This is a genomic window from Paraburkholderia sp. EG286A (assembly GCF_040965375.1).
In the GTDB taxonomy this organism is placed as follows: Bacteria; Pseudomonadota; Gammaproteobacteria; order Burkholderiales; family Burkholderiaceae; genus Paraburkholderia.
The window spans coordinates 348,934-364,983 of the sequence record NZ_JBFRCB010000006.1 but is presented as its reverse complement, the minus strand read 5'-3'; the positions used below and the strand labels follow the sequence as shown (position 1 = coordinate 364,983).

At 59.1% G+C, this 16,050-nt stretch carries 12 protein-coding genes; 3 read left to right on the top strand and 9 right to left on the bottom strand.

From position 1 onward, the window contains the following. Positions 1-4 precede the first annotated feature (4 nt). Both AB4Y35_RS28640 and AB4Y35_RS28635 read left to right on the top strand, forming a co-directional pair. Positions 5-1,057, top strand: a complete 1,053-nt coding sequence (locus AB4Y35_RS28640; RefSeq protein ID WP_368707032.1) for a Rieske 2Fe-2S domain-containing protein — start codon at positions 5-7, stop codon at positions 1,055-1,057. Positions 1,058-1,292: 235 nt separating this feature from the next. Further along, a complete protein-coding gene (locus tag AB4Y35_RS28635; protein ID WP_368707031.1) occupies positions 1,293-2,534 on the top strand; it encodes an MFS transporter in 1,242 nt (413 codons plus the stop codon). A gap of 745 nt (positions 2,535-3,279) precedes the next feature. On the opposite strand, the gene AB4Y35_RS28630 is transcribed toward AB4Y35_RS28635, so the two are convergent. The 9 genes from AB4Y35_RS28630 to AB4Y35_RS28590 all read right to left on the bottom strand — a co-directional run bounded on the left by AB4Y35_RS28630 (position 3,280) and on the right by AB4Y35_RS28590 (position 13,865). Beyond that, complete coding sequence (locus AB4Y35_RS28630) at positions 3,280-3,705, bottom strand: RidA family protein (protein ID WP_368707030.1); 426 nt, start codon at positions 3,703-3,705, stop codon at positions 3,280-3,282. Between the two features lie 281 nt (positions 3,706-3,986). Then, a complete protein-coding gene (locus tag AB4Y35_RS28625; protein WP_368707029.1) occupies positions 3,987-5,813 on the bottom strand; it encodes a UvrD-helicase domain-containing protein in 1,827 nt (608 codons plus the stop codon). Then, the gene (locus AB4Y35_RS28620) at positions 5,810-7,657 is read right to left on the bottom strand and encodes an ATP-dependent endonuclease (RefSeq protein ID WP_368707028.1); all 1,848 of its coding nucleotides are present in this window, start codon (positions 7,655-7,657) and stop codon (positions 5,810-5,812) included. The genes AB4Y35_RS28625 and AB4Y35_RS28620 overlap by 4 nt, the downstream gene beginning before the upstream one ends. A gap of 374 nt (positions 7,658-8,031) precedes the next feature. Beyond that, positions 8,032-9,075, bottom strand: a complete 1,044-nt coding sequence (locus AB4Y35_RS28615) for a Rieske 2Fe-2S domain-containing protein (protein ID WP_368707027.1) — start codon at positions 9,073-9,075, stop codon at positions 8,032-8,034. Between the two features lie 623 nt (positions 9,076-9,698). Next, complete coding sequence (fghA, locus tag AB4Y35_RS28610) at positions 9,699-10,529, bottom strand: S-formylglutathione hydrolase (RefSeq protein ID WP_368707026.1); 831 nt, start codon at positions 10,527-10,529, stop codon at positions 9,699-9,701. 5 nt (positions 10,530-10,534) lie between these two features. Further along, positions 10,535-11,110, bottom strand: coding sequence for an S-(hydroxymethyl)glutathione synthase (gene gfa / locus AB4Y35_RS28605; RefSeq protein ID WP_368707025.1), 576 nt, complete (start codon positions 11,108-11,110; stop codon positions 10,535-10,537). Between the two features lie 20 nt (positions 11,111-11,130). Beyond that, positions 11,131-12,240: an S-(hydroxymethyl)glutathione dehydrogenase/class III alcohol dehydrogenase gene (locus AB4Y35_RS28600; RefSeq protein WP_368707024.1), complete on the bottom strand. Its 1,110-nt coding sequence runs from the start codon at positions 12,238-12,240 to the stop codon at positions 11,131-11,133. Positions 12,241-12,300: 60 nt separating this feature from the next. After that, positions 12,301-12,576 carry a formaldehyde-responsive transcriptional repressor FrmR gene (gene frmR / locus AB4Y35_RS28595; RefSeq protein WP_368707023.1) on the bottom strand — a complete coding sequence of 92 codons (276 nt, stop codon included), beginning with the start codon at positions 12,574-12,576 and terminating at the stop codon, positions 12,301-12,303. Positions 12,577-12,902: 326 nt separating this feature from the next. Further along, the gene (locus AB4Y35_RS28590; protein ID WP_368707022.1) at positions 12,903-13,865 is read right to left on the bottom strand and encodes a 2Fe-2S iron-sulfur cluster-binding protein; all 963 of its coding nucleotides are present in this window, start codon (positions 13,863-13,865) and stop codon (positions 12,903-12,905) included. Positions 13,866-14,627: 762 nt separating this feature from the next. Between AB4Y35_RS28590 and AB4Y35_RS28585 the strand changes: the two genes are divergently transcribed. Next, on the top strand, positions 14,628-15,677 hold the full coding sequence (locus AB4Y35_RS28585) for a Rieske 2Fe-2S domain-containing protein (protein ID WP_368707021.1): 1,050 nt from the start codon (positions 14,628-14,630) through the stop codon (positions 15,675-15,677). Positions 15,678-16,050: the final 373 nt, after the last annotated feature.

Sequence of the window (16,050 nt, the reverse complement as noted above, 5' to 3'; positions counted from 1 at the left end):
AGCGATGACATTTTTGCGAAACGCCTGGTACTGTGCGGGCTGGGCGGAAGATTTGGGACAAGAAGATCTCACTCCGCGGACGATCCTCAACGAACCCGTCTTGCTGTATCGTCGCGAAGACGGTGCAGCAGTTGCGATCGGCAACCGTTGCCCCCACCGGTTTGCACCGCTGCACCTTGGGTGCAAAAAGGGGGGCAGCGTAGCCTGTCCATATCATGGCCTTGAATTCGATTCGTCCGGGTCATGCGTTCACAATCCGCACGGCGATGGCACCATTCCGAAAGCGGCCAAGGTGCCCAGCTATCCCCTCGTTGAGCGATACGACGCACTCTGGATCTGGATGGGAGACGCAGAGAGCGCCAATCCAGATCTCATTCCAGACTTCAGCGAGACGGCAAAGCGCGAGTCGTGGGGCCAAGTGCGTGGGCATCTCGAGGTTCCGGTGCATTACGAATTGCTCACCGACAATCTGATGGACCTCAGTCACGTCCCGTACATTCATCCGTTCCTGTCGGTCAAGGGTCCGCTTCCCGAAGGTTTTCGCGAGGAGCGATCGCTCCAGCAGGAGGGAGACGCTATCTGGTCGATGCACCGAAACCTGAACACGCGAATCACTCCCCTGTACAAGATGCTGTGGGACGAAGCGCCGGAGATCATCGAGGGCTACTTCGATATGCGTTGGACGGCGCCATCGAACCTCCTGCTTAACGTGGGCGTGGCGCCAATGGATGGTCCGCGCGAAGACGGTGTGTGGACTCCGATGGCTCACCTGCTTACCCCGGCGACGGAGACAAGCACGCATTACTTCTGGAATCATGCCCGCGATCGCAGGGTTGGCATCCCCGAGTTCGACGCATCGCTAAGGGATGCCTTGCAAAACACGTTCCGCAACGAAGACGAAGCGATGCTCGTGAACTGCGCCTCGCTCATGGGGACAAGCGATTTGATGTCACTCAAACCGCTTCTGTTGCCCGGCGACGCACCTGCTGTGCGCGCACGTCGTGTTCTCGCCGAGCGAATTGCCGCGGAACGAAACGCTGACGTCAACGTATCGTGAACTGACCGATCGAGTGGACGTTTTGCAATAGAGTCGCGCGGACGTACGGCGCGACCTTTTCCTTGTGCCGCAATTCGAAAGGCGCCTCTCTGTTCGACCTATAACGGTCACCCCGAGGCAGGAGTCGCGCCCGCAGAACGCGGCAGGACGCCGTCGCATCACCGCACCGAATACCTGGGTCACGCGCCTATTGGTCGGGGTCGCAATATCAAACAAACTAGACAATGGAGACAGCATGAGTTCTACCTCAGTCGTATCGTCGCCGAAGCGGGACGCTCGCAGTCTGCACGGCTGGCTGCTCACGTCCACCTGCTGGTTGGGTTCAACGGGCGCCGTGCTGATTGCGCCCGTACTCCCGTTCATGCAGCGTGATTTTTCGTCTGTTAAATATGTAGAACTACTAACATTGGTTATTCTTGTCGTTCCTGGTCTGATGATCGCCCTGTTCAGCCCACTGGTCGGGACGCTGGTCGACCGCTTCGGGAAGAAGCGGTTTTATCTGCTCGCAATCTTGCTCTACGCCGCGTTCGGAATCCTTCCATTCTGGTTGACCAATCTCTACGCAATTTTGGCTTCTCGCGTAGTGATCGGATTGGCCGAAGCCGCAATCGCGACGATTGCGACCGCGCTCGTCGCCAATTATTTCAACGGCGTCGAGCGTCAGAAGTGGCTGACCATGCAGCAGGCGTCGGCTTCAGTTGTCGCTGTCGTCATGTTTTCGCTCGGCGGGGTTCTGGGAGGGCTTCCGGCAGGTTGGCGAACGCCGTTCCTTGTGTACGGGTTCGCGATTGTTTTTCTGCCGTTGATTGCAGTTTTCATTTGGGAGCCCGAGGGGGATGACCGGGCCCTCACAGCGAGAGCTCCAAAGCTACCGTTCCCATGGCGCCTGATTGGCCACATCTGCGTGACGATTATCTTCGCTTCAATCATGTTTTTTGTCGTGCCGGTCCAGATCAGCTTTCTTCTTGCCGCTCGAGGCGTGTCTACCCCGGCATTGATCGGCGCAGGTAGTGCCATTGCGAACGCTGGCATACCGATCGGGGGCTTTTTGTTTCATCGTTTCTCGAAGTGGTCGATTAACCGCCTGCTCACGTTGTCGTTCTGTCTCTTTACCGTTGGCTTCTGCGTGATTGCTTCACTGCCAGAGGCGAATGCCGCGGTCGTCGGTGCGTTCATCGCTGGTGTTGGTGGTGGCATGGCATTGCCGCTGCTCGGAACTTGGCTGGTGGCGCGCCTTCCGTTCGAGCAGAGCGGACGCGGGACAGGGGGGTACGTCGGGGCGTTTTTCCTTGGTAATTTTTTGAGTCCCTTCGTTGTTGCCGCTATCGGGCACGTGTCAGGAGGGCTCTTTTCTGCAATCGGATGGCTCGCCGTGCTTTGTGGCGTCGCGACCGCAGTCACGCTCGCGTTGACCCTATCGCGGCGCGGCCCGACGGAGTCAGTGCGTTCAGTGGAGGTGCGAGCCATAGGCCACTAATCCTTGTTCTGCGAGAAAGACCACCTCGCACTTAGGACGGAGCCGCGATCTAGTAGATTTGCGGCGAAGACTCTCCTAGAAGCAGCATCAATCAACTCAACAATCCGGAATAGAAAGGTATGGACACACAAATCGACTACGCAGTCGGGATGCCGATCGCCTTGCTGGACCAACTGCCGCCGCCGGTCGATGCGACCGAGTCGCTCTTTGACGTAACGCAAGGTCTGCGGGCACAGGCGTATTCCTGTGGGAGTGTTGCTGGCTAGCGTCCCCTTGGCGACTTTTACCTGAGATTTTGGAACGACGCGCGGGTTGCTAGGACGTTTGGCGAGCCCGCGAAGGCGATTCGCCGAAGCCGGCGCAGACGGAATGCAACAAGGGGGCGGCGCGCCTCGTATTCAGCAATGGTGAATCGTAGATCGCAATAGATCTTTCGCCCCCTGCTTTAAGCCACGACGCGGAGAGGGGAGTAGTAGTGACAGGTTGCTCCCACACGGAACGACATGGTAGCGTCGCTTGGCCTTAGTTCGGATTATGCGCGTCACATCGCATCGCGACAGGGTATACGCTTCGCCTCTTGCGTAGGTCGATCCGTGCAAGAGCAGTTGCGCGGGAAAGCGCCCCTAGATCGCTAACACCAGCTCGCGATACTGTTGCACCTTTTGGCTCCGTCCGCGAAGGTCAACCAACGACGCTTCACGACCCCGTTGCGGACGTTTGACGGCGCTTATCCAGCGTCCGATTTTCAGCTGTTGGCAGATGAAATAGTCGTTGCCAAGTCTTGCTTCACCGCTACGCACTTGATCTCGACTAACAGCCCTGAATGTGCAAGTTCGGCCACACCTATCGCAGTCCATGCGCACGTGCTGCGTGGAAAAAATCGATCCTTCACCTCGCGGAATATGGGCATGTGCGCGTGCATCTGCACGTGGTACGTTGTCATATCGACAATATCATTGAAACTACACCCAGCCGCCTCAAGCACCACCCGCAGGTTTTCCCAGCACGCTACGAATTGCGCCTCCGGATCGGCGATCACTTCGAGGTCGACCGTACGTCCGACCTGTCCGGCGCAGAACACAGTATTGCCAACCTTCACTGCCGGTACATAGCCGGCGCGTTCAACAATAAGCTGCATCGTCGGAGGGACGATCAATTCTCGGTCCGTCATGTATTTGCCCATTTTGAGAAGTGACGCGGTCACTAACCGTTGACTAGATTATGTCCGCTTAGGGCCCGAACACTGACGGATGCGGTCGGCGGAACCCGACCCAAAGCGGAAGTTCGGCCAGCAAAGATTGACGACTGCTTCGCAGCGTCAGCCGTCCGTCTCACGATCGAGGTCGTTGCCCGACACCCGTTGTTCAACGTCAACGATCAGTGGGTATGTGGACTGTCGCCAACCGAGGGCTTGGCCCCCCGCAGAAACTGACGTCGGGCACACAGTCTGGATCATGGCGTTTGAGTTGTGCTCGCGATGACGGGCGGTGTGGCGACGACGGCCCCAGTCCCTACATGCGTACTGACCTTATTCTTAGTCTCAGGGATCGGTGCCGCCGCGATGCCCACTTCTTTGAAACCCCTGGCCAGCAGCGTTGGCCTAAGTTCCTTGAGAGCACTGTCCGGCACAGCCACCCACAACAGATCTCGAGCCCGGGTCGCCGCGACGTAGCCGATGCGACCGACCTCTGTGCTGACACCGTTCAGCAGTGCCTGCGCATGCTCCTTAAGGGTGATGTACAGGACGGCGTCCAGGCTTTCGCCCTTGGCCTTGTGAACGGTGTCGACCCGCAGCGTTGCGACATCGCTGTAGGCTAGGTCCTCGGCACTTGCGAGCGGTGCGTTCGGCAGAGCCTTCTTGGACAGCTTGCGGCCGATATTGTCGGTCGGCTTGAGGCCGAACTTTGACTCCAGGCTGGCCAGCAAGTCCTTGACGCGGCCCAGCAGCAGGGAGTGCCACTGCGTGTCGGCGACCAGCGACGAGGAAGGGAGGCCAGTGGCCGCGTCGCGCGTAAATGTCCAGATTGCCTTGCGGAGTTGCCGGTTCGCCGCATCACTGGAGGCTTGCGTTATTTGACTCACCAGGCCATGGGGCGCGTTGTCCAGCAGCGCGACCACAGCGACGGCTACGCGCTGAAACGCCTTCAGGAAGTCTTTTCGCCGGTCGCGCAGCACCGCAGCGGCCGCGAAAGACTTGACCAGGCCTTGGCCGGCCGGCGCTCCGTCGCCACGCAGCGTATCGGCGAGACCTTTTCCCCTGCAGAGCACGGCTGAGCGCGTGATGTCTGCGCCAACGGCGGACATCGCGCCTTGAAACGCGGTGATGAGTTGTTGGTGCTGGTTCCGCTTGTACCCGGTGAAGAAGGCGCCATGCGGCGTGCTGGGCGCAGTTCGCTCAGCGACATCGCTACGGCCGCATAGACCGTTGGCAAGATCTACTATGCTGGGGATCGACCGAAAGTTCCGTTTAAGTGAGTGCCGCTGGACGCCGGAGCGTTGGTGGTAATCGGTCAGGAACTTACCGTCGGCGCCCGCGAACTCGTAGATGCCTTGGTTGGGATCGCCGATGAGCGTCACGCACGTGCCGGCGCCGATGAGCAACTCGAGGATGGCCTGGTGCACCGATCCAATGTCCTGCGCCTCGTCGATCAGGATGTGTGGGTATCGGCGGACCAAGGCGGCGAGGAACTCGGGGTGCTCCTTCAGCGTCCGGTATGCCCAATACCTGCCCAGGTCATGCGTGTAGGCGCCGGTGCGGGCCAGCTTCGCAATGAGGTTGCGCGCGGTCGACGTGTCCACCAGCTCGATTTGGTCGTTGTAGACGTGGAAGAACACCTCGTCGCCGTTCACGAATGCCAGGTGCAGCGCCGTGATCGGCTGAGGAAAGGACGAAGTCGAGAACCTGAAGCCCTCCAGGAAGGATTCGCTGCCAGTCACCAGGAACGCCGCCCGCGCGGACTTCATGGTTCGATGTCCGTGAGGGCGGATGATGTTGGTGGTGATGAAGCCATCCAGCGTGTCGATGTCGACCCTCGACCGGCCGGCGCTGGACGGCAGGCTGCACGCAAGATCGTCATAGGCTTCGCGGAAGGTGTCGACGGCCACGTTGGAGAAAGAAAGCAGCGCCACGCGGCCGCGCGCCTCGCCGAGATTGCGGCGCATTCGAACGAGGCGGTGCACGGCCGTCTTGGTCTTACCGCTGCCGGCGCAGGCTATGACGCACAGCGGCACCATCGGCGCGTCTACAACCTCCTGCTGCTCTGATGTCAGCTCGCTCATGGCTTCGGGGTCTCCGCCACTCTGCAAGCGTGCTGAATGGCGGCCTGGATGTAGGTCGGCACGGTGAAGGCCACCTTGTCGTCTGAGATTACCTGGGCCAGCGATTGGGCGAAGCTGCCCTTCTGGACGTTGTTCTTCGGGCGTTCGAACATGCCGCAGAACAATGCCTTGGCCTTGGCCGCGTCGCCAACTTCTGCATCGACGGTGGTAATCAACGACTTGGCGATCCTCGGGTGCAACTCGGCCAGCGCCTTGAGCATGGCCGTGCGGTTATCCGATTCCAGGGCTAGGTCGTACTCGAATGTCTTGAGGCCGTAGAACACCTTTACATGCGCGTCCTCGCGACCTTTCATCTTGGCGGTATTGGCCGACACGGTGATGACGTCGCCTGGCGCCGGGTACACCGGCTCGGGGTCGTCGTCCTCGCCTTCGTCTACTGACTCGTCAGCGGCTGCGCCAGCCGGCGACGGCGGGGACGCGCCCCCAACGGCCACCGCTATCGCCGCGGCTGGTTGTTCGGCCTCGGGCGGCACCGGGTCTGCGTCGGTGAGGATCGCTACCGGAATCTTTAGCGCCTTGTCCCCAAAGAGAGGCAGGAACGAGTCGAAGTTCAAACCCTCGACGCTGATGAGGCTCACACCATGCTGACGCAGGTCGCAGCCGATGCGCTTGGCAAGCGCGCTGACCATCATCAGCTCAGCCGCGCCCTCGACGAAGATCACGCGGCGCGCGAAGAATAGTTCGGCGCGCGTGACGTCGAGGTAGCGCTCCAGCTTTTCGCGCTTACCCTTCTCGAACACGACACTACGCGGGAGGAAGGTCTCGACCGCGGTACCTGTGTCGACCAGGCATACCAGGCTGTTCAGGTCGGCGATGCTGGCAAAGTTTGGCGAATGGCTCGTCACAAAGAGTTGGACGGGCTTCTCGCCTTCGACTGCCTGGATGGACTGTAGGTACTGCAGCAGCACGGCTTGGAGTTGGGGATGCAGATGCGCTTCCGGCTCTTCGACGATCAGGCCTCGATAGCAGGAGTCGGGGTTCTTGGTCAGCTCGCTCAGCACGACTGCCATGTAAATCAGGTTGTTGAAGCCCAGCCCATTCTGCTCAATCTCGAAGGCATCCACCAGCAGCGACAGCCGGGACTTCAGGCTCTTAAAGTCGCTGGCGCTCAGGCCGACCTCCAGGAGCTGCGCGAGTTGCGGGCCCAGCATCATCTTGTGTCGGGTGTTGATGGCCTCATGGGTGTTGACGATGGGAAGGTGCGCCTTCAGTTTGCCATCGAGTTCCTGCAGCGCTTTGTTGATGCCATCGATACCGCTCTCGTCTGCCAGCAGTTGTAGCAGTCGCGCAAGCTGGCTGGTTCGGCTCGGCTTCAGGCCCTGCGAGGCATCGCGCAGCGGCGGCAGGTATACGCCCCGCAGGTTCTCCATCATGTCCGCCGTCAGGCCCACGTCTTCGTGCTCGCCGCACCACCGCTTGACGCGCAGACGGCCAGCCTTGTCGGCGTCCGAGTAGCGAATCTTAATATGCGCTTCCAGAGCGCCGGCTGCGCCGGGCACCAGCGCGGCTAGGAAGTCCGCTTCGTCGTCGAGGCTGAGCCCGCTGAACACGTATTCGAATGCGATGTCACCGGACGGCGTGCCACCGTGCGGGCGGTGCACGTCTTCTTCGCCGAGGCGCGGATAGGGTTCGTCATGCCCGGCTAGCAGCGCGCGCAAAGCGTCGACCACTGCCGTCTTACCGACGTTGTTCCCGCCGACCAAGACGTTAAGACCGGCTTGGAATGACAGCTCCGCGTACTTCAGCTTGCGGAAGTTCTTGATGACCAGTTTGGATAGGTGCACTCTTTTCTCCCCTTGCCGTGCATCTTATCCTGGCAGGCTGCCGCTGGCCGGCGAGCTTAGCTTCTCTTGGCATCATCGGAGCGGCTCTATGAGAATGGCGCCCGATAGTGGGCGTGCACGATCGAGTAACTTCGCAGTGTGAGTGTCTTATCGCGCGGTGTAGAGAACCGCTCGGGCGACCGGCATCCTCATTCACCGTGAGCAAGGTGAGCCCGCCATGGCGAATATGGCAGGGCGAGGGTCGAGGCCTTGGCTACCCTCGCCGTAGAGGGGCAATATAGGAGTGTGAGCGGGGTGTGTTCGTCGGCCCGAGGCCGGGCGACGTGGACCGCTCTACGAATCGAGCGGTCCACCCCTAAGTCCAATGCCGACGGCTACGAGTTTTGGTTCCGTTCCTCGTCGATAAGCGAAGTCAATTTCCTTCGCGCACGCATCGCCCCCGCATCCCCGGGTAGGAGCACGGGCTTGAGAGACATGATATCGACGGAGCCAATCGCCTCTTGTTGAGCTTCGAGCATGGGTTTGTCTTGATGCTCGAAGGCAAACCGGGCCAGTTTGGCAGTCTTCTCGAGCATTGCCTCGCTGTACTTGTTGGTCTGGGAAGTTCCCCAGTACCAGTAGTGGCTGCGCTCGGACGTCTCCGGTGTCGCGACGTGCAATACTTCCGACTCGGCACCCTCGTTGCGCGCCTCGCCGACAAGTGTGGCTCCGACACGCAGCTTCATTACACTGGGTGCCGTCCAGGTGACCTCGATCCATTGGTCCGTGGGCTTTTGCTGCTCCCTCAACTGCATGTCGAAAAAGACCGGCGCGAGTTCCCCGGACGACCACCAGGAAATTTGCACAGATCGACCGTTCAAGTCATCGACAGTCGGCCTCACCTTCGTCATTGCGCCCGAGCCGAGTTGACCCTCGTGTACGAAGTCTGCGTGAGTCAGATCCATAATGTTGTCTACGATATAGTCGTAGCTGCACGCTGTCGGCAAGTATCCACGGACGGTGCTTTCCTTGAAACCTGCCTGGAGAAAGCTGAAGTCCGGAATCAGGGATTCGTCGGCTGTTGTCGCATCGCCGGCCCACCACCAGATCAAGCCGTCTTTCTCGATCACTCGATACTGGCGGACCTTGGCTGCTTGCGGAATGGCGCCGTTACCGTGCGGATTGGAACTGCATTTTCCGTCACCGTCGAAACACAGGCCATGGTATCCGCACTGGATCGTGCCGTTCTCAAGTACTCGCCCTTTTGAAAGGGGCACGAATCGGTGTGGGCAGCGGTCGTGCAGGCACTGTAGTACACCGTCGCGATCGCGGAAGAACACGACGGGCTCGTCGAGGAGGCGACGCGCGAGGATGGGAGCGGCAGGTGACACGTCGTCCTCAAAACCTGCGACGTACCATGCGTTCCTGAGATAAGCCATCTTTCAAGTCTCCTTATTGATTACGCTATCCGATCGTGCCTCCAGGCGGGACGAGGATAAGTCGGTTTTTTGGGCGCGGGTGACCGAGGACTCCGTGCGGAAGCCGCGTTGAGTCGATCGCTTTCACCTCCACGATTCGGTAGTAGACGCTGTCAGGCCAATTCGGTAAGTTCGAGCCACAGATCGGGACCCGCTCCAACTCAACCTTTCCATGAGGTCGCCCAGAAGCCACCTCAACTTTGGCCGCGACAGATGCCTCCAGTCTGGCTCTGGTATGGGCTGTGATTCGTTGCGAATTACGATACGCATCGACTAATAATATGGATGGAGGTGCGGAAACGCAAGAACAATGACGGCTCAAGTCATGGGGATAAACCATTATTGGATCGAGCCTTTGATTGGTTGCTGCGCTTCGATCAAGTGAGGGTAGGTAGGGCGGAGCGGTGGTGAATTTGAGAGTCGTCGGCAACTCCGGCCGAGAGCCGCTGCGCGCGAGAAGCTGAAATTTGGATGGGGCGCAGCCTTGCGGACCTGGTTTCAATTGCCAAGGTCAGATCTCGACAACGAGCAGTTCGCTGGGCAGGCGACAGAGCCGCCTGCCTTCGGAAAGGGAGTGGTTCCGATTAAGCTAGGGCATTGGCGTGGAACGCAAAATGTTCACCAATGAAGCTTGAGATGAAATAGTAGCTGTGGTCGTATCCGGAATGCAGGCGTAACCGAATTGGATAGCCGACGGAGTCGCAGGCATCGGCGAATAGCTGAGGCTTCAATTGCGTGCCTGCAAACTCGTCGCCTTCCCCTTGGTCGATCAGCAGAGGTAATGCTCCTCGCGTGCTTTTCACCAATTCAACGGAATCGTACTGTTTCCAGGCGGATCGATCGTCGCCCAGATACGCGTTGAATGCCTTTTCGCCCCACGGAACCTGGCTAGGCGCGACGATTGGAGCGAACGCAGACACGCTGCTGTAGCGCTCGGGATTTCTTAGCGCGATGATCAGTGCGCCATGTCCCCCCATAGAGTGACCGCTAATCGAACGCGCCTTGCTCGCAGAAAATTCGGCCTCGATGAGATCAGGGAGTTCGTGCACTACATAGTCGTACATTCGGTAGTGCGTCGCCCACGGCTGCCTGGTGGCGTTGACGTAGAAGCCCGCGCCCATTCCAAGATCGTACCCGGGATCGTCTGGTACCCCGTCGCCGCGCGGACTCGTATCCGGCGCGACGACGATGATGCCGTGTTCAGAAGCGTAGCGTTGCGCGCCGGCCTTGGTGATGAAGTTCTGCTCGGTGCAGGTCAGGCCAGAAAGCCAGTACAGGACAGGGCATGCCTGTCCGCGGAGCGCGCGTTCAGGCAGGTAAATACCGAACTTCATGTCGCAGTTCAGTGCCGTCGAGGCGTGCTTCCACACCTCCTGATATCCGCCGTGGCTACTATGCCGCTCAACGCGCTCCATTCTGGTCACGCCTCCCGATAGGTGCCTTTGGCCTTGGCGGTGTGTGTCGCCAGGATATCCATCAGCGTCGGGCTGAGACAGTCATACGGCTCGAGGCCCTTGTCACGCAATGCCTGGCGGATCGCAGTCATGGACGAGGGGGGCGTGCCGCTCTCAATGATCGAAGATACGAACGCAGCGAAACCGGGACCTTCCCAGCCAGTATCAGGCGAGAGTTCCGTGTGGATGAAGTCCAGGCCGTAGAAAGCGTGTTCGGTATTTTCGATGCGGCCGTAGAGATGCGTTCCGCAGGTCGCGCAGGCGTGGCGTTGAATCAGCGCTTTCTCGTCAACGACGTTCAACTTCTCACCGTGCGCGGTGACAGTGACTTTGTCTCGCGGAACGACGCCGACGACAGAGAAGAGGGCGTTATCCGGTTTCCAGCACTTCGTGCAGCCGCAGGCATGGTTAAACGCGACTTGCGCGTCGACACGAACCTCCACCGGCTCGTGGCTGCATTGGCAGCGCAGCGTGCCGCCGGCGAAGTTTTCGACGCCTTTCTGGATGCCGCGGTCGATCGAAGGGTGAATTGCAGTGGTCATACTAAGTCTCCTTCAGGAATTCAGTAATGGACGACGGTACGGATTGATTTGCCTTCGTGCATCAGATCGAAGGCCTCGTTTATGTCTTGCAGTGACTTCGTATGGGTCACGAACGGGGCGAGCTGAATCTTGCCAGCCATCGCATCTTCCACCATGCCCGGCAGCTCTGACCGCCCCTTGACCCCGCCGAACGCGGTCCCGAGCCAGCGGCGGCCCGTGACGAGTTGGAACGGTCGAGTTGAGATTTCTTGGCCGGCACCGGCCACGCCGATGACGACCGACTGGCCCCAACCGCGGTGCGCGCATTCGAGGGCGGCGCGCATGACGTTGACGTTGCCGATGCATTCGAAGCTGTGATCCACGCCCCAACCGGTCATTTCAACGATCACCTGCTGAACAGGTTTGTCATGATCCCTTGGGTTGACAAAGTCGGTGGCGCCGAACGCCTTCGCAAGATCAAACTTGCCTGGGTTGGTATCGACGGCGATGATACGGCTGGCTTTCGCGATCTTGGCACCTTGGATGACCGCAAGACCAATGCCACCGAGTCCAAACACAGCAACGGTGTCGCCTTCCTGCACTTTCGCGGTGTTTTTCACCGCACCCAGACCCGTGGTCACGCCGCAACCCAGCAGGCAGACCTGCTCGGGGTTGGCTTGCGGATCGATTTTCGCCAGCGAAACTTCTGCGACGACGGTGTATTCGCTGAATGTCGAGCAGCCCATGTAGTGGAAAACAGGCTCTCCGTTGTAGCTGAAGCGGGTCGTACCGTCGGGCATGACGCCTTTGCCCTGCGTCGCACGTACTGACACGCACAGGTTGGTCTTGCCACTTTTGCAAAACAGGCATTCGCCGCATTCCGCTGTGTAAAGCGGAATCACATGGTCGCCCGGTTTGACGCTGGTGACCCCTTCGCCGACTTCGACGACGATGCCCGCGCCTTCGTGGCCGAGGACAACTGGAAAGATACCCTCTGGGTCGTCACCCGACAGAGTGAATGCGTCGGTGTGGCATACGCCCGTATGGGTGATTTTGACCAGCACCTCACCTCTTTGAGGCGGTGCGACATCGAGCTCAACAATTTGCAGTGGCTTCCCAGCTTCGAATGCAACGGCAGCGCGAGATTTCATAGTAGTCCTACATAGGATAGAAGTGAAATGTCAAGATCCGGGTTAGCTGACTATCGTCGGCTAACGGAGATAGCTTCGGACGAGAGAGATCACGTCATCGATCGATTCCGAAGGTCGGTCTTGAGACCCAGCGAGATGCGAAAACTCCTCACGCAAATGGCTTTCGAGGACGCCAGCCATGACGCTGTTGATGGCTCCCCGGATTGCGGCCAGTTGCTGCAGTACGGGCCCACAATCTGCGCCTTCCTCTAGCGCGCGTTCGAGTGCATCTAATTGACCACGAACCTTGCGCACCCGAGTGATGGCCCGCTTCTTTTCTTCCGGAGAATGTGGCATGACTTATTCGAAAAGCTGGATACTGCTCCCCAGTATATGGTAATACTCCCCAGGGGTATACTAATTTGCTGCTTCTCGAGTCGATTCGGTAGTCATCGAACTGCTTGAATCTGCAAAGGAACCACCCGCGCAAAGCGGTCTCACGTTTGCGTCACGCGTCACGCGTCACGCGTCACGCGGCGTGGGGCGTGCATTGTGCGTGACTGCAACTTCTGGCCAAAAGTGCCAGCATGGATGCTCGCAGCACGGCGCCCATCTGCGAAGAGGTGTCCCAAGCAGCTCAGGGTGAACGTCGTCGCACGGTGAGCGCATTCAGCATGTTTGCCTCAGAGGTCAAGCACCAGCCTCGCGCTCTTTGCGCGGGAGCAGCATGGCGTGAATTGGTCGCCACGGGCTTGTTCGTCAGGCGTGAGGAACAAGTCGCGATGATCAGGTTCACCATCGAGAATTCGAGTGAGACAAGCTCCGCACACACCCTGTTCGCACGAGGTCGGAATCTCTACGCCGTGCGAGGTGAGGGCGGCGAGCACGGTTTGGTCTGGCTCGACCCGGATGACGGCTCCGGTCGAGGCGATTTGAACCTCGAAACTTCCGTCACTGCTCGTGTCAATCGGGATCGCCGCGAAATACTCGCGATGCAGCCGGTCCTCGGGCCATCCCGCCGTTCGAGCTGATTCTAGTACCCAGTCCATGAATCCAGTGGGACCGCAGACGTAGAGGTGCGTACCGCCTTGCGGGTCGGCGAGTGTCGCGCGCAGATCGAGCTTCTGCTGATGTGGGCCGTCGTCATAGTGAATTTGCACCCGGTCAGCAAAGGACGAATCCCGGATACGCCCGGGAAATGCGGTGCGTTCTATGGAGCGTGAACAGTAGTGGAACTCAAATGACGCGTTGATGCTTGCGAGTCGTTCAGCCATACACAGAATCGGTGTAACGCCAATGCCACCAGCGAGCAGCACGCTGTGTCGTGCGTCGTGCGTCAACGGGAAGTGGTTCTTGGGATCGCTGATCTCAATGAGTTGTCCAACGGCAAGTGCATGCATTGCCGTGGAGCCACCGCGCGAATTTGGATCGAGCAGGACCGCGATCTGGTACTGATGTCGTTCTGCCGGGCTATTGCACAGCGAGTATTGGCGGACGATCCCGTCCGCAAGATGCACGTCGATGTGTGAGCCTGCTGAAAATGGCGGGAGCATCTCACCGTCCGGAGAAACCAGCGTAAAGCTGCAGATATCGCGTGCTTCTGCCACCTTGGCGGCGATGCGGACAGCACGAGTTGCTACTTTCATTCCTGTACTCCTTGGTCTTGACTCTATTGGCGTAGGCGCAATCGATGTGTTGGCCTATTTTTCAATTGCATTTCTGTCGCCGCCCACCGCCGTACGCAGTTTCGATATCCGAGCGCAAAGCAACTGGTTTGCTCCCGGGCTAAGGCCTAACTGCCGCTTGGCAAGTCGCCGGGCGACGAGAGAAATAGCCTTCCCGAAACAAACGATACGAGACGTATTGGAAATGCTATTTGCGCGTATCCGGACTGTCAATGGGACTTACCCTTGGTTCGTCAGGAGGGGCGATGCGGCTGGACGCTGGCTTCGCGCGAGTGACGCTCGTTTCCCCTCGTATGTATACGGGCATTGCGGAAGGTTGGACGAGTTCAGCTAACAGGGTGACTTGGCCGAACACATTGCTTGGCATATACGTCGCAAAGATCTTCGGATCGCGTTTTTCCTATGTTGGGCGCATTGGTTCCAGTCTTGCGATCGGAGTGTATTTCGTTTACATTGATACGATACGGTACGTATAATAAATAGGTCGGAATTTAGGAAGAGCACCGACCTCCACAAGGTGGCGCGATGAAGCATTTGTGCTGCGTCCGCACGTTCGTGTGGGAAGTATTTGGCGGCCAGTTGCGCCAAGGCGGGCGGCGATTTGCCTGTGGGCAAGCATAATCGTCGAAACGCCGAGTGAGGCTGCACAACGTGCCGCGTACCGCTGTGATGCGTTTGACAAGACTTGAGACAACAGAAACCCAAGACGAGGAGTGAGACACCATGGCGACTGTGAATTTTTCGGAAAGTATCGCGGAGTCGCGTAACTACCCCTATAACTGCTGGTGGGTTGCAGCGTTCGGCTCAGAGGTTGGTCGTTCATTACTTGGTCGCTGGTTGCTCGACACGCCTGTCGTTCTCTATCGGCGCGAGGACGGCACAGTTGCAGCGCTGGAAGACCGTTGCCCGCACAGGCAGGCCCCACTGTCGATCGGCCGCCTCCAGGGCGATACAGTGGAGTGTGGCTACCACGGATTCTGTTTCGGTTCGGACGGCCGATGTGTGCGCGTGCCGTCGGCCGAAGCGACGCCAACGTTTTCGGTGAGGCACTATCCTGTGAAGGAAATCGGTCCTCTGGTGTGGATCTACGTGGGCGATCCGTCGGTGATCGATCAGGTGCCGCCGCCCCCCGAACTTCCGTGGATGACCGACCCTGCATTTGCTACCCGAAGCGGACAGATGGAGATCTCGGCGAACTACATGCTGTTGAAGGAAAACGTCATGGATCTGACCCACTTCGGTTACGTGCATGCGTCCACCTTCCAGATTGCGGACTGGACGAACCCGCCCGACGTAACTACGGATGGCGACACGGTTCAATATCGGCAGCCTTTCCTGAACAAGCCTCTTGCGCCGGGTTATGCGATGTCGCTTGGGGTCGCACCCGGTACCCCTTGGCACCGTGAGCATCGAGGCTCCTTCCTCTCGCCGGCGTTGCAGGAAGGATGTGTCGACTTCCAGGACCCGTCGAACTCCGATCGTCCGCCGGCGCGCATTCGCCTTGCGCATGCCACAACGCCCATTGACCAGACGCACATGTTGTACTTCTGGATCGTCGCCCGGGACTTCGCCACGGTGCCGGAAGCAATGGATCATCTTGTCGGAGCGATTCGCGTTGGATTCGACGAGGACCGTGTCATGCTTGAAGCGATTCAAGCGCAGGCCAACCGTCGGCCACGTCGAGTGAGCCCCGGCGAGCGCAGCGTCAAGGCCGACGCGGCCGGCATCCAGGCGCGTCGAATTGTTGGACGCTGGATGGAGCGCGAAGCGTAGTCAAGGAAGGGCTTTCAGTGGTGGGGTTCCCCCCCACTGAGCCCGTCGGGAGCACGGCACTACCTGTGCCTGAATCTAACCCAGCGGGCATTCGTTTCGCTGTGGTCTCCGCCGAATACCTTCTGCGAGGCATTTGCGCATAAACGGGCAGAACGTGGCAGTTGCTTCGGACCAGCCTCTCGCCCCGCTTCCTCGAATTTCCCTACAAGATGCGTGTCGCCTCGCGCGTGCTTTGGTGACGCACAATGTGTCGAGTCTTTGGCGAAAATGCCGGGCTCACACTTGCATTCGAGTCCAGACACGCGCTTTTCAATGAAAGGCAATCCTTTAACATGTCGAGGAAATGCGATTCAGCCGAGGCGCAGGCATGTAT

Bases quoted from the DNA above. Each gene is read 5' to 3' on its own strand.
- AB4Y35_RS28640 (WP_368707032.1), top strand. From the start codon at position 5: ATGACATTTTTGCGAAACGCCTGGTACTGTGCGGGCTGGGCGGAAGAT.
- AB4Y35_RS28635 (WP_368707031.1), top strand. From the start codon at position 1,293: ATGAGTTCTACCTCAGTCGTATCGTCGCCGAAGCGGGACGCTCGCAGT.
- AB4Y35_RS28630 (WP_368707030.1), bottom strand. From the start codon at position 3,705: ATGACGGACCGAGAATTGATCGTCCCTCCGACGATGCAGCTTATTGTT.
- AB4Y35_RS28625 (WP_368707029.1), bottom strand. From the start codon at position 5,813: ATGAGCGAGCTGACATCAGAGCAGCAGGAGGTTGTAGACGCGCCGATG.
- AB4Y35_RS28615 (WP_368707027.1), bottom strand. From the start codon at position 9,075: ATGGCTTATCTCAGGAACGCATGGTACGTCGCAGGTTTTGAGGACGAC.
- fghA (WP_368707026.1), bottom strand. From the start codon at position 10,529: ATGGAGCGCGTTGAGCGGCATAGTAGCCACGGCGGATATCAGGAGGTG.
- gfa (WP_368707025.1), bottom strand. From the start codon at position 11,110: ATGACCACTGCAATTCACCCTTCGATCGACCGCGGCATCCAGAAAGGC.
- AB4Y35_RS28600 (WP_368707024.1), bottom strand. From the start codon at position 12,240: ATGAAATCTCGCGCTGCCGTTGCATTCGAAGCTGGGAAGCCACTGCAA.
- frmR (WP_368707023.1), bottom strand. From the start codon at position 12,576: ATGCCACATTCTCCGGAAGAAAAGAAGCGGGCCATCACTCGGGTGCGC.
- AB4Y35_RS28590 (WP_368707022.1), bottom strand. From the start codon at position 13,865: ATGAAAGTAGCAACTCGTGCTGTCCGCATCGCCGCCAAGGTGGCAGAA.
- AB4Y35_RS28585 (WP_368707021.1), top strand. From the start codon at position 14,628: ATGGCGACTGTGAATTTTTCGGAAAGTATCGCGGAGTCGCGTAACTAC.